General features: G+C 68.0%; 11 protein-coding genes. 2 read left to right on the top strand and 9 right to left on the bottom strand.

All coding sequences use genetic code 11. The features are described 5' to 3' along the window. Positions 1 to 7 precede the first annotated feature (7 nt). From AC0KXH_RS16215 to AC0KXH_RS16195, 5 genes are all read right to left on the bottom strand, one after another. A complete protein-coding gene (locus AC0KXH_RS16215; RefSeq protein WP_488223710.1) occupies positions 8 to 1405 on the bottom strand; it encodes a glutamine synthetase family protein in 1398 nt (465 codons plus the stop codon). A 122-nt stretch (positions 1406 to 1527) separates the two neighbouring features. Continuing rightward, complete coding sequence (locus AC0KXH_RS16210) at positions 1528 to 2922, bottom strand: aspartate aminotransferase family protein (protein ID WP_200629294.1); 1395 nt, start codon at positions 2920 to 2922, stop codon at positions 1528 to 1530. A gap of 113 nt (positions 2923 to 3035) precedes the next feature. Then, complete coding sequence (locus AC0KXH_RS16205; RefSeq protein ID WP_488223709.1) at positions 3036 to 6689, bottom strand: AAA family ATPase; 3654 nt, start codon at positions 6687 to 6689, stop codon at positions 3036 to 3038. Next, positions 6686 to 7921 (bottom strand): exonuclease SbcCD subunit D C-terminal domain-containing protein, encoded by a 1236-nt coding sequence (locus AC0KXH_RS16200; protein ID WP_488223708.1) that lies wholly within the window; start codon positions 7919 to 7921, stop codon positions 6686 to 6688. The genes AC0KXH_RS16205 and AC0KXH_RS16200 overlap by 4 nt, the downstream gene beginning before the upstream one ends. Positions 7922 to 8864: 943 nt before the next feature. Next, positions 8865 to 9737 (bottom strand): helix-turn-helix transcriptional regulator, encoded by an 873-nt coding sequence (locus AC0KXH_RS16195; protein ID WP_165562747.1) that lies wholly within the window; start codon positions 9735 to 9737, stop codon positions 8865 to 8867. Positions 9738 to 10062: 325 nt separating this feature from the next. Between AC0KXH_RS16195 and AC0KXH_RS16190 the strand changes: the two genes are divergently transcribed. Then, positions 10063 to 10278, top strand: coding sequence for a DUF3509 domain-containing protein (locus AC0KXH_RS16190; protein WP_041107791.1), 216 nt, complete (start codon positions 10063 to 10065; stop codon positions 10276 to 10278). Position 10279: 1 nt separating this feature from the next. Here AC0KXH_RS16190 and AC0KXH_RS16185 read toward each other — a convergent pair whose 3' ends face one another. The 4 genes from AC0KXH_RS16185 to AC0KXH_RS16170 are packed head-to-tail and all read right to left on the bottom strand — an operon-like array spanning position 10280 to position 12902. Continuing rightward, positions 10280 to 11617 carry a sensor histidine kinase gene (locus AC0KXH_RS16185; protein WP_488223707.1) on the bottom strand — a complete coding sequence of 446 codons (1338 nt, stop codon included), beginning with the start codon at positions 11615 to 11617 and terminating at the stop codon, positions 10280 to 10282. Then, the gene (locus tag AC0KXH_RS16180) at positions 11614 to 12279 is read right to left on the bottom strand and encodes a response regulator transcription factor (RefSeq protein ID WP_488223706.1); all 666 of its coding nucleotides are present in this window, start codon (positions 12277 to 12279) and stop codon (positions 11614 to 11616) included. The genes AC0KXH_RS16185 and AC0KXH_RS16180 overlap by 4 nt, the downstream gene beginning before the upstream one ends. Continuing rightward, entirely contained in the window at positions 12279 to 12584 is a 306-nt protein-coding gene (locus AC0KXH_RS16175; protein ID WP_058075208.1) for a PepSY domain-containing protein, read from the bottom strand. The genes AC0KXH_RS16180 and AC0KXH_RS16175 overlap by 1 nt, the downstream gene beginning before the upstream one ends. A 9-nt stretch (positions 12585 to 12593) precedes the next feature. Continuing rightward, the gene (locus AC0KXH_RS16170) at positions 12594 to 12902 is read right to left on the bottom strand and encodes a PepSY domain-containing protein (RefSeq protein WP_488223705.1); all 309 of its coding nucleotides are present in this window, start codon (positions 12900 to 12902) and stop codon (positions 12594 to 12596) included. Between the two features lie 148 nt (positions 12903 to 13050). Between AC0KXH_RS16170 and AC0KXH_RS16165 the strand changes: the two genes are divergently transcribed. Beyond that, positions 13051 to 13410 carry a copper-binding protein gene (locus AC0KXH_RS16165; protein WP_488223704.1) on the top strand — a complete coding sequence of 120 codons (360 nt, stop codon included), beginning with the start codon at positions 13051 to 13053 and terminating at the stop codon, positions 13408 to 13410. Positions 13411 to 13414: the final 4 nt, after the last annotated feature.

Raw genomic sequence — 13414 nt, 5'->3', positions numbered from 1 at the left:
TGGCCGCTCAGGCATGGCCGAGATACCAGCGCCAGTCCTGTTCACCGACTTCGCCCATGAACTGCGCGTACTCGGCCTGCTTGATCGCCAGGTAGACCCGGTGGAAATCCTCGCCGAGCGCCTCGCGTGTCCAGGCTGAGTGCTCGAGATCGCCCAGCGCCTGGCGCCAGTCGCAGCCGAGCCGTTCGCCCGTCTGCGCGTAACCGTTGCCGGTGACCGGCGCACCGGGCTCGAGGCCGAGCGTGAGGCCCCGCAGCATGCCGTGCAATACCAGCGCGGCAGCCAGATAGGGGTTGGCATCGGCGCCGCAGATGCGGTGTTCGATATGCCGGCTGGCCGCCGGCCCACCGGGCACGCGCAGCGACACGGTACGGTTGTTGATGCCCCAGTTGCGCGCCAGCGGGGCATAACTGTTGGCCTGGAAGCGCCGGTAGGAATTGGCGTTCGGGCAGAACAGCGCCAGGCCGTCGGCCAGGGTGTCGAGCAGCCCGGCGACGGACTGGCGCAGCAGCGTCGCCGCGCCGTCGCCGTCGCCGTCGCCGCGCTCGAGCGCCTCGACCTCGCAGGCGAACAGGTTGCGGCCCTCTGCGTCGGCCAGGCTGGCGTGCAGGTGCAGGCCGCTGCCGGCCAGCTCGGCGAAGGGCTTGGCCATGAAGCAGGCCTGCAGCCCGTGGCTGAGCGCGACGCCGCGCACCAGGCGCTTGTAGCGTACGGCCTCGTCCATCGCCTGTAGGGCATCGTGGCGATGCTGCAGGGTGATCTCCAGCTGCCCCGGTGCGTACTCGGAAATCGCCGTGCGCACCGGCAGGCCCCCGGCTTCGCAGGCGCGGTAGAGGTCGTCGAGAAAGGCGTCGAGGCGTTCGAGTTCGAGCACTCCGTAGACCTGCGGTGCCTGCGGCCGCTCGCCGTTGGCGAAGGCCGCCGGCTGAGGATGGCCTGCGGCGTCGCGCTTGGCATCGAGCAGGTAGAACTCCAGTTCGGCGGCCATCACCGGGTGGTAGCCGGCGGCCTGCAGCCGCTCGATGGCGCGCGCCAGCACGTGGCGCGGGTCGGCCAGCGACGCCGGCAGGCCGCGCGCCGGGTGCATCGAAACCTGCACCTGGGCGGTGGCCGGCCGGCGCCAGGTCTGCAGCTGCAGGCTGCCGGGCAGCGGGAAGGCCCAGCAGTCGGCGTCGGCGACGTCCCACACCAGGCCGGTGGCGTCGACATCCTCGCCGCGGATGGTCAGGCCGAGGATGCTGCTCGGCAGCGGGCGGCCGTCGGTATAGATCGCACGCAGCTCGTCGCGGTGCAGGAGCTTGCCGCGCGGCACGCCGCAGGGGTCGATGATGAACAGTTCGATGCGTTGCACGTCCGAATGGGCGGCGAGGAAGGCATCGGCTTCCGCGAGATCGGCGAAGCGCATGGCTGAATCCTTTGGGCTACGGGGCGGTACCGTCGCTGGAAGATGGCTTTCCAGCGACGCAGGCGGAGCGTGAGCAGGCTTTCAGCGCCCGGGTGCGATGCCCGAAGGATAGAGCGCCATGCTCAGACCTCCCGCGCACCCGGCAGTGCGAGCAGTTCGCCGAGCCCGGTGTCGAGGGTGGCGAGCAGCCGGTCGACGTCCTCGGGACGGGTGTCCGGGCAGCACAGCGTCATGTTGTGGAACGGCGTGATGAGGATGCCGCGGTTGATCAGGTACAGGTGCAGGGCCATCTGCAGGCTGTCGTGGAAGGCCGCTTCGGCCTCGGCGCCGTTCTTCGGCGCGCTGGGGCAGAACTGGAATTCGCAGCGCGCGCCCAGCTCGCTGACCGACCAGGCCAGGCCATGCCGCGCGATCACCTCGCGCAGCCCCGCGGCCAGTCGGGCGGCAAGCGGCAGCATGTGCGCGTAGGCTTCGGCGGTCATCACCTGTTCGAGGTTGGTGCGCATGCAGTGCATCGCCAGGGCGTTGGCCGAGAGCGTGGTGCCCATGCCGCTGTGGCCATGGCCGTGGCTCATCTCGCTGGCATGCTGGCGGGCGATCTGCATGGCCTGCGCCATTGCCGCGCTGCAGCCGTAGACCGATGCCGGCACGCCGCCGGCCACGGGTTTGCCGAGGGTGAGGAAGTCCGGCTCGAGATGCCAGGCGCGGGTGCAGCCGCCGGGGCCGGTGGAAATGGTGTGCGTCTCGTCGATGATCAGCAGGGTACCGTGGCGACGGGTCAGCGCGCGCACCTGCTCGAGGTAGCCGGGCTCGGGCAGCACCATGCCGATATTGGTCATCGCCGGCTCCATCAGCAGCGCGGCGACGTCGCCCGGCGCCAGCGCAGCCTCGAGCGCGGCGAGATCGTTGAACGGCACCGCGCGGCAGGTCTTGGCCAGGTTGCGCGCCTGGCCGATCAGCCCGGCGCGGTGCACGGTCAGGCCTTCGCGGTAGCGCACCAGGGTGTCGTCGACGGTGCCGTGGTAGCAGCCGTCGATCACCAGCAGCATCTTGCGCCCGGTGATGGCGCGCGCCCAGCGGATGACGAAGCGGTTGGCATCGGTGGCGGTGGTCGCCACCTGCCAGTAGGGCAGGCCGAAGCGCTCGGCCAGGCGCTCGCCGCAGACCACCGCATCCTCGCCCGGCAGCATGGTGGTCAGCCCGCGCCCGGCCTGCGCGGCCAGGGCGGCGGCGATCGGCGCCGGCGAGTGGCCGAACATGCTGCCGGTATCGCCGAGGCAGAAGTCCACGTACTCGTGCCCGTCGACATCGCGAAAGCGCGCGCCCTGGGCGCTCTCGACGAACAGCGGCACCGGCGTCGACCAGTCGCTCATCCAGTGCATCGGCACGCCGGCGAACAGCGAGTGCCGGGCGCGTTCGGCCAGCGCCGCCGAACGCGGGTTGGCGGCTAGGAAGCGCTCACGCTCGCGCCGGGTGAAAAGGGAGACCGCCTGTTCGCCGATGCCGCTGGAGCTCATGATTGAACGCCTCGTAAAATTTTTCGCACATCTTTGAGGCGCCGAGGCGGCAAAGTCAATCGCTGTTTGCTCGCCCGCGGCATGCGGCTTTGCGCCTGTATTGGCCGGCCCGGTCAGCCCCCTGCGCCAACGATCTTCAGCCCGCTCTGCCCGTTGCCCTGGCGCTGTACCTGGATCTGCACCGGGATGCGTTCGTGCATCTCGGCGACGTGGCTGATCACGGCCACCTTGCGGCCCTGTGCCTGCAGCGAATCCAGCGCGTCCATGGCGATCTGCAGCGACTCGGGGTCGAGGCTGCCGAAGCCCTCGTCGATGAACAGCGATTCGATCCTGAGCTTGCTCGAGGCCATCGAGGCCAGGCCCAGTGCCAGGGCCAGCGAGACGAGAAAGGTCTCGCCACCGGACAGCGAATGCACCGAGCGCAGCTCGTCGCCCATCTCGGTATCCATGACCAAGAGGCCCAGCGGGCTGCCGCCGCGCTTGAGCCGGTAGCGGCGGGCCAGCTGGCGCAGCTGCACGTTGGCGTGCTGCACCAGCAGGTCGAGGTTGTAGGCCTGGGCGATCTTGCGGAAGGCGCCGCCGTCGCTCGAGCCGATCAGCGCGGCGATACGCCCCCAGCGCTGCATTTCGGCGCGCGCCTCGTCGATCTGCGCCAGCAGCGCCTGGCTCTGGCTACGACGCTTGTCGTCGTCGAGCAGTGCGGCGCGGGTTTCGGCGCAGCGCTGCTCGGCCTGTTCGCAGCGCTGCAGCTGTTCGGCATGTGCCTGTTGCAACTGCTCGGCTTCCGGCACCTCGGCCTGTTGCTGCTGGTGGCTGGCCAGGCGGGCGAGACAGCCGTCGAGTCGCTCGCGACAGCGGGTCAGGGTTTCGGCGTTCTGCTGCAGGCGCTGGCGCACCTCGCTCAGCAGTGCCTCGTCCATCTGCAGCAACTGGGCGAGGGTGGCGTCGTCCAGCGCCGGATGGGCGCTGCGCCAGGAGGCGAGTTCGACCTGCAGCGCCTCGCGCTCCTGCTGCAGCTCGGCGTGGCGCTGGCGGCAGCTCTGCTGTTCGCTCTGCAAGCGGGTCAGGCCGAGCCTGCCGTCGTTGAGTTGGCGGTCGATTTCGACCTGGGCCTGGCGCGCGGTCTGGATGGCCTGGTCCAGTTGCAGCTGCCAGGTACTGGCGCTGGGCTGCTCGCCGAGGCTGGTCTGCAGCGCCTGCCGGCAGGCCAGCAGCAGCTTCTCGCGTTCGGCCAGGCGTGCCTGACAGCTCGCCTGTTTCTCCTGGCGATGGCGCTGCTGCAGCTGTTCGTCGCTTTGGCGCTGCTCGCACTGGCGCAATTCCTCCGCGTGCTCGGCTTGCGCCTGCAGCTGCTGCAGGCGCGTGGCGATGTCGGCGTCCAGCTGCATAAAGGTCTGCGCCGGATCTTCGCGCCAGCGCTGCAGACGCTCGGCCGGCAGCAGCTCGGCGAAGGCCGTCAGCTCTGCGTCGAGCTGCTGGGCGTCGCGGGCGAGGGCATCGCGCTGGCGCTCGAGTTGCTGGGTCGCTTCGACGCAGGCCTCGCGCGCGGCCTGCCAGGCCTGCTGCAGGGCTTCGCTGCGCTGCTGCAACCCGAGCAGTTGTTGTTGCTGCCGGCTGGCATCGGCGATCTGCTGGTTCAGGGTCGCCACGCGGACTTCCAGCCAGTCCGCGCGCATTTCTTCGGGTTGGCGAAGCAGTTCGGCATGCGCTGGCAGGGCGTGCAGACGCGGGCCCAGCGTCTGTAGCTGCGCCTCGACTTCCACCTGCCGCTGCTGGCTCTGGCGCAACTGGGTGCTCAGCGCGACGTGGCGGTCGCGCAGTTCCTGCAGGCGCTGTTCCTGGGCCTGCAGCGCTTCGCGGGCGCGTTCGGCCTCGCGATCATCCTGCTGATCGAGGCCGGCGAGCATGGCATCGGCCGCATGCCAGGGGTGTTCCTGGCTGCCACAGACCGGGCAGGGCTCGCCCGGCACCAGCGCGGCGCGTAGCGCCTCGACATTCGCACTGCGCGCCAGGCGCTGGCGTTCGAGCAAGGCGAGGGTGACGTTCAGCGCCTGCTCGGCGGCGTCGCGCTCGGCGCGGACCTGTTTGCCCAGCGGCACCAGGCCGTCCAGCTCCGCCTGCTGGCCGGTGGTGGCATCGCTCAGTTCGCGTCGGCTGGTTTCGAGCCCGCGTTGCTGCGCCCAAAGCTCGCGCAGGGCCGCAGTTTCGCGCTCGGCCTGGCGCCATTGGTCCAGCTGCCCGTGCAGCTGGGCGAGCTGTTCGGCCAGGCCGACTTCGCTGCCGCGCTCACGTTGCAGAGCGTCCAGCGCCTCGCGGGCCAGGCTTTGCTGGTTTTCGGCGGCCTTGGCCCGCGCTTCCAGTGCCGGGAGTTCGCTCTGACCTTGATGCAGCCGTGCCGCCAGCTGCACGGCCTGTTGCAGGCGCGGGCGGTAGCCGTCCCAGGCGCTGCAGAGCGGTTGCAGCGCGGTGCTCTTGTCCAGTTGCTGGCTCAGCGCGGCGAGTTCCGCCGCGGCGCGCTGCTGGCGTTCGGCGAGCTGCGTGAGCGTCGCTGCGCCTGCAGTCACCTCGGCATCGGCCCGGGTGCTGTCCTCGCGGATAGTGGTCAGGTCGGCGTTCAGATGCTGCAGGCGTTCCTCTTCACGGCGCGCCTGGACGAGCCGCGGCTCGGCGTCCTGGCGCGCCTGTTCGGCCGAACGCAGTTGCTCGCTGGCGGCGCTGCATTGGCTCTGCAGCTCGGCCAGGCGCTGCTGCACGGCCTGTTCCTCATGCTGCAGGCGCGCCAGGCTGTCGTCGGCCTTGTCCAGCAGCGGGCCGAGATCCTGCAGGCGCAGGAAACGATGGCGTTGCGGCGCCAGTTGCTCGAACAGGTCGAGGATGCGCCGGGCCTCGGCGAGGCTGTCGCGCTCGTCTTCGGCGTCCTGCAGCTGCTGGCGTGCCGCTTCACGCTCGTTTTCCAGTCGCTGCAGTTCGCTGAGCCATTGCCGCTGGGCTTCCATCTCCTTGAGCTGCTGTTGCAGCTTTCTCAATTCTTCGAGCTGGGCCTGATGTTCGCGCTCCAGTACTTCACGCTGCTCGGGCTCCATTGGTTGCAGCCCACCGGCCTGCTGCTCCAGACGGGCGAGGCCTTCCTTCGCCTCTTTGGCGGCCTCGAAGGCGGCCTGGCCGAGGCGGCTGTAGAGGCCGGTATCGGTGAGCTTTTCCAGGAGGGTGCCGCGCTCGTTGTCATCGGCCTTGAGAAAGGCGGAAAACTCGCTCTGCGCCAGCAGCACGGCGCGGGTGAACTGGGCCAGGGTCAGCCCCAGGCGCGCTTCGAGCAGTTCCTTGAACTCGCGTTTCTTGCCACTGGCCAGCAGCGTGCCGCTGTCCAGGTCGGTAAGGCTCTGGCTGCTGGCCTGCAGGCGGCCGTCGATCTTCTCGCGGGCGCGCTTGACCTCCCAGCGCGCGCGGTAGCGGTGGCCGTCGACGCCGACGAAATCCACCTCGGCGTAGCCGCTGCCGCAGCCGCGACGCAGCAGGTTGCGTTCGTCGCCGCCGCCGATCTCGGCCTCCACGTCGGGGACCTTGTTCAACGGTGACACGCCGTCCAGCCGTGGCGTGCTGCCGAACAGCGCCAGGCACAGGGCGTCGAGAATGGTGCTCTTGCCCGCGCCGGTGGGCCCGGTGATGGCGAACAGCCCGGCGCTGGCCAGCGGTTCGGCGGTGAAGTCGATGACCTGCTCCCCGGCCAGCGAGGCCAGGTTCTTCAGGCGGATGGCGAGAATTTTCATCGGTCATCCTCCGCATGGGCGAACTCGACGCGTTGCAGCAAGGTGGCGAAATCGTCCAGCGCCTGTTCGTCCGCCGGGTTGCCGTACTGTTCTTCCCAGGCGCGGGCGAACAGTTCCTGCGGGGTGATCTGGTCGAGGCCGAGCAGCACTTCCGATTCCGTCTCGCCGCGCTTGCCGGCGTATTCGCTGGCGATGCGCACCAGCCGGCAGGCCTTGCCGGTTATCGCGGTTTCGATGCGCTGGCGCAGGTCTGGCAGCGGTTCGTCGAGCAGCACGCGTACCTCCAGCCAGGGCAAATGTTCGTCGAACAGGCCGGTGGGCGGCAGCGCCTCCAGCGCGGCGATCACCTCGGCCAGCGGGGCGCGGCCGATGCGGATCATTTCTACCGCTCGCGGCACCGCCAGACTGTCGACCTGTTTCAGGGCCTCGCCATCGAGCTCGACGAGCAGCACCTGATGCGGGTAGTTGACCTCGGCGAAGGACAGCGGCAGCGGCGAGCCGCTATAGCGGATGCGCGCCAGCCCGGCGACCTGCTGCGGCTTGTGCAGGTGGCCGAGGGCGACGTAGGCGATGGACTCGGGAAACAGGCTGGCCGGCAGGGCCTCGGCATTGCCGATGACGATATTGCGCTCGGACTCCTCCGACACCGCGCCGCCGGCCATGTGCGCATGGCTCATGGCAACCAGCGCCTGGCCGGGCTGGCGCACGGCCTCGGCGGCGGCGATGAGGCGTTCATGCACCTGGCGAATGCCGGCCATGTAGTCGTCGCCCAGTTCCAAGCCAGTGACCTCGGCCGGGCGCAGGAAGGGCAGGGTGAGACACCAGGCGGCGGTATCGCCATTGGCGTCGTGCAGCGGCACCAGCAGCCGCTGATGGTCGAGCTGGCCCTCGGCGACCCAGCTGATGCGGCCAACGGCATGGGCATTGAGGCGCTTCATCAACGGCGCCGGCAGCTCGATGCGCCCGCCCGAGTCGTGGTTGCCGGCGATCATCACGATGTCCAGCTGCGGGAGCTTTTCGTGGGCGCGGACGATGAAGTCGTAGAGGCGCTCCTGGGCCTTGAGTGGCGGGTTGACCGTGTCGAACACGTCGCCGGCGATCAGCAGGGCGTCGGCGCGGTGGACTACCAGCTGGTCGAGCAGCCAGGCCAGGAACTGCACGTGTTCGTGGTCGCGGTCCTGGCCGTGGAGGGTCTGGCCGAGGTGCCAGTCGGAGGTGTGGATCAGGCGCATGGGCTTTGGGCTCTCGTTGAGCGAAGGTGGGCGCGCCGTGACGTTGGGACGGGACGCAATTGGTTTGGAGATTTTGGTGGGGCGGAGCGCAATGCCCGGTGTCTGGGTGTGGCGCTTTCCATAGGGTGGAAAACCGCGCAGCGTTTTCCACCTTGTTGGGCGCCTATGCCTGCGAACGGCGCAGCGCTTTCCTCGGCTCGGGCTACAGGTTGCGCCTTGCACGGCGCGTCACTTTCTCTTGTCTCGCCAAGAGAAAGTAACCAAAGAGAAGGCGCCCCCTGCATCCGGGTCTGGCCGCTACACGACCAGACTTCCCTCACTCCGGCATTGCTCCGGGGGCACGTCACGAAGGGGCATCCCTGCCCCTTCGTTCCTCGCTCGGCGTCCATGCCTCGCGTCCCCCTGCACAACGCCTGCGTTCGGCCTCCTGAAGGGGAAGGAAGTCCGAGTTGCCTGAAGGATCGAAAGCCAGCTTCGCTCTGCTTTTCCATGCACACCCCAACAGGCGATATCACCCTTCCCCTTGCAGACGGCCGAGTGGAGCCAGCGCGCAGGGGGACGAGCGGCATGGATACCGCGAGAGGACTAGGCGTCCCCGCGATAAAGGGCCAAGGATGGCCCTTGTACGCCGGCCCCCGGAGTGCTGGCGGAAGGAGGGGAGTCCGGGGGCGAAGCTCCCGGACCCGGATGAAGGGGCGCGCTTTCTTTTGCTTACTTTTCTTTGCGCCGGGCGGCGATCCGCGTGCAAAGAAAAGTAAGGCGCCGTTCCAGGCGCAACCTGTAGCCCGAGCCGAGGAAAGCGCCACGTCAGCCACTAGCGTGCGCGCCACCCCCGGTGGAAAACGCTCTGCGGTTTTCCACCCTACGGCCTCTTCCGCGACTGGAAAAAGTGAGGCGCCGTACAAGGCGCACCCTGTGGCCGCTGCCGAGCCAAGCCAATCCCTCACGAGTACAACCACTCCTTCAACGCCTGCAGATTCCCCACCTGCAGCTGCTGCGCCGCCGCATTGGCCTGCACGGTGTTCGGGTCGATGCCGAAGCGTTGCAGCACGTACTGCACCAGGGCACCACGCGTCTCGACGGGCAGTTGGCCGTCGGCCATGCCGAAATCCACCTCGATGATCGCCTTCTGCGCCGGGCTCAGTCGCGCGTCCGGCTCGATCAGCACGGTCACCGGCGTGTTCCACGCCTCGTCCTGCTCGCGGGTGTGTTCGCTCACATCCATCAGGTCCGGCTCGCCGCGGAAGCGGCTGAGCACGAAGTCGCGGTACTCGCGGTTCTTCTCGCAATAGGCGCGCACGTGCCAGCGCATGCCGGTATAGACCAGGGTGTGCGGCGCCATCACACGGATTTCCACCGCGGGGTTGGCCAGCGAGACGTACTCGGTCTCCAGGCGCAACCCTTCGCGGCAGGCCTGCAGGATCGGCCGCAGCACTTCCGGGCGGATGCTGCGGTCCGGCACCTGCAGCACCTCGGTATGCGCGTAGGCCAGCGCCAGGCCTTCGATGTGCGGGGCACGCATGCGGTTCTGGTCGAGCAGGTGCAGGTAGGCGCTGGCGCTGCCATCGATGAACAGCGGACGGAAGTTCTTGGCCGGCTTGTAGCCCTTCAGATGGCGGTCATATGTCAGGTTTTTCGGCGCATGTTCGTTGAGGTAGGTGTTGATGTCCTTCGACGCCTGCTGGCGGCTGATGCCGAAGCTCTGCATCAGATGCCCCGTGGTCAGGCGGCCTTCCCACCAGGCGACGGTCTCGATCAGACGATAGCGGAGGGCGAGATCCCAGCGGATGTGGCTGATCGACTGTTTCCGTTTCATGCGCAACCTGCTCCAAAAGCTTACATGCCTCTGTCGGCATGCTCGACGTGTCGCGCGAAGCTACATATATTCCAGGTGCCTTTCAAGTCAACGAGAGCGAAGGAGGAGGCACCATGTTGCTGCAGGCTCTGGTGGTTTCGGTGCTGGCGCTGGTCGCCATGCTGTTGCTGGCCTGGTTCGCCTATGTCGAGCGCGAGCGCTAGCCAGCCGAATGCCGACCGGATGTGACAGGTTGAAGAATTCGCTGCATTTCCCGATGAACGGTCTGAATCTCCGAGCGTGGGGCATGGTCTTTGAGTCAGGCTAACCCGCACCGAGATGCTCCATGAAGACGTTGTCCCGGCATTTGGCTGAAAACTTCTCCTCGCAGTACAAGACGCGTGTCGAACCCCAACCCGACGGCTATCTGGTGGTTCACGTCGGCTATCCGATCAACGGAGCCGAGGCCACGCGGGTGATGACCGGTCGCCAGGTCCAGAACACCCTGCTGGTCGAAACCATCCTCGAAGACATTCGCAACGAGCTGGCTCGCGCCCACTGAGTCAGCCGGCCGGGCGCAAATGACGCCCCGGCGGCGGTAGCACGACACGCACCCGCAGCCCTCCGAGCGGGCCCTGCGCCAGTTCCCAGTCGCCCTGCCAGGCGGCGACGATGTCACCGACGATGCTCAGCCCCAGCCCGTGCCCCTGGGCGTTTTCGTCCAGGCGGCCGCCGCGCGCCAGCGCCTGCTCGCGGCGATCGGCGGGGATGCCTGGTCCGTCGTCGTCCACGTCGAGCACGTAGCCGCGCTCGTCGCGCGCGATGCTCAGCCGCACCTGGCCGGCGGCCCATTTGCACGCGTTGTCCAGGAGGTTGCCGAGCAGTTCGAGCATGTCCTCGCGGTCCCACGGCAGGCGGCAGCCCGGCGGTGCCTGCCAGCGCAGGTCGAGCCCGGGGCGGTGGATCGCCGCAAGCGTGTCGAACAGCGCCGGCAGCTCGGCATCACAATCGAAGTGCCCGCCGGGCAGCACCTCGCCGGCCAGGCGCGCGCGGCCGAGCTCGCGGCTGACACGCTGCTGGATCTGTCCCAGCTGCTCGGCCAGCGCCGCACGCAGCTCGGGGTGGGCCGCCAGTTCCTCGCGCTGTAGCAGGCTGGTCAGCACGGCCAGCGGCGTTTTCAACGCATGACCGAGGTTGCCCAGGGCATTGCGCGAGCGCTTGAGGGTTTCATCGGTGTGCTGCAGCAGGTGGTTGATCTGTTCGACCAGCGGCTGCAGCTCCAGCGGCACGTCGCCTTCGAGCTGCTGGCGCTGGCCCTGCTGCAGCTGGGCGATCTGCTGGCGGGCGCGCTCCAGCGGGCGCAGCGCCAGGCTCACCGCATAGCGCTGCAGCAGCACGAACACCAGCAGCGCCACGCCGACCAGGCCCAGGCCGCCCAGGCGCACCCGCGCGAAGCTGTCGAGAATCGGGCTGTAGTCCTGGGCGACGCTGATCACGATCGGCTGGCCCTCGCGTCGGTAATGCGCGGTATAGGCGAGCAGCCGCTGGCCCTGCGGGCCGGCAAGCAGCTCCGGCGCTAGGCCCGATGCATCCGGCCAGTCGGGGCTGGCGTCCCAGAGCGAGCGCGAACGCCAGGTGCGGCCCGGCAGTTCAATGCGAAAGTAGTGGCCGGAAAAGGCCCGCTGGTAACGCGGATTGAGCCGCTGGGTGTCGAGCTTCATGCCGTCGCTGCCGCGCACCACGGCCAGCAGCAGGCCTTCGGTTTCCTCGCGCAGGTCGGTCTCCAGGCTGCGTTGCAGCCCGCTCTCGAACAGCCAGAGGCTGGTCTGCACCAGCACCAGCGCGACCAGTAGCAGGGTGGCGATCAGCGCCAGGCTGAGGCTGCGCTGGATCGACTTCACGCCGCGCCGCCGAAGCGGTAGCCCTGGCCGCGGCGCGTTTCGATCAATTCGCGGCCGAGCTTGCCGCGCAGCCGATTGATGTGCACCTCGATGACGTTGGAGTCGCGCTCGGTTTCACCGTCGTAGAGGTGTTCGGTGAGCTGGGTTTTCGACAGCAGCTGCCCCGGATGCAGCATGAAATAGCGCAGCAGGCGGAACTCGCCGGCGGTCAGTTCGATGTCCTTGCCGTCCTTGCGGCAGCACTGGCGCGATTCGTCCAGTTCCACACCGCCAGCCTGCAGCAGCGGCTGGTTGGCCAGGCCGTGGGCACGGCGCAGCAGCGCCTGGATGCGCAGCAGCAGCTCCTCGGGATGGAAGGGTTTGGTCAGGTAGTCGTCGGCACCGGCCTTGAGGCCGTCGATGCGCTCGGCCCAGGAGCCGCGCGCGGTGAGGATCAGTACCGGGGTGGCGACCCCGGCGGCGCGCCAGGCGCGCAATACATCGAGCCCCGGTTTGCCCGGCAGGCCGAGGTCGAGAACGATCAGGTCGTAGGGCTCGCTGGCGCCCTGGTATTCGGCGTCGCGGCCATCGGCGAGCCAGTCGGTGGCGTAGCCCTGGCGGTTGAGACTGGCGATCAGTTCATCGGCCAGCGGCACGCTGTCTTCGACCAGCAGCAGGCGCATCAGTCTTCCTCATCCTTGATCAGGCGACCGTCGCGAGCATCGAATTCCAGCTCGCGGGCAACGCCCTGGGTGGTGAGCAGTTCGATTTCGTAGACGTAGCGGCCGTCTTCCTCTTCCAGCTCCGCTTCCAGCAGACTGGCCCCCGGATGGTGCTCAAGGGCGCGCTGGAGCAAGGCTTCCAGCGGCATGATGAGGCCTTCGCGGCGCAGCCGCAGGGCTTCGTCCTGATCCAGATCGCGGCTCACCGCCGGGGCGGCGGCGAGCAGCAGAACCAGTGGCAGCGTTACAAGAAGAGGGGCACGCATGGGTGGCCTTTAGTCGTCCTGGTGGTCCTTCAGCACTTCGCCGGTCTTGGCGTCGAGCTCGACGTCCCATTGCACACCTTTGTCGTCGCGCAATTCAAGCTGGTAGACGTAGCGGCCGTACTCCTCTTCCAGCTCGGTTTCCTCGATGGTGGCGCCGGGGTGCTTGGCCAGGGCCGCTTCGTTGAGCTTCTCGAAGGACTGGATGGTGCCGGCGTCGCGCAGCTTGAGCGCTTCGTCCGGACCGATGTCCTTAGCCAGCGCCAGGTTGGCGCCCAAGGCGAGGGTGGCGGCAGTGATCAGCGTAGTCAGTGTTTTCATGGTTCGTTTTCCTGTGTGGGTTTCGACGATTCACAGGTTACGAATCGCGGCTTACGCCAAGCTGAACGCGTCGAAACATTCACTGGCAGCAATAGAGGCGGGCGCATTGTCCAATACGCGTACGTCCACCTGTTTCAGGAGGTCTGTCATGAAAGCGCTTCATTGCATCACGCTGAGCCTGGCGCTGCTCGTTCAGCCTGCGCTGGCCGAAGATCTGCTCAAGCCAACGACGCCGGCGCCAACGCCGGATATCGACGCCGGGCCCGCCACGGAAATGGTCTCCGAGCCGGTCATCCGCGCCACCGGTACCATCGAGGCCATGGATCGCGAGCGGGGCGTGGTGACCATCGCTCATGGCCCGGTCCCGGCGCTGAAGTGGCCGGCTTCGACCATGCAGTTTCAGGTCAGAGAGCAGCAGCTCGAAGGACTTGAAGTGGGCGACGCGGTCCGCATCGGCTTCCAGAGCGAGGGCGACGAGGCGGCGATCGTCTCCATCGACAAGCGCTGAAACA

The organism is Stutzerimonas sp. CXK-1 (assembly GCF_057738225.1).
This window is presented reverse-complemented; position numbering and strand designations above follow the sequence as displayed.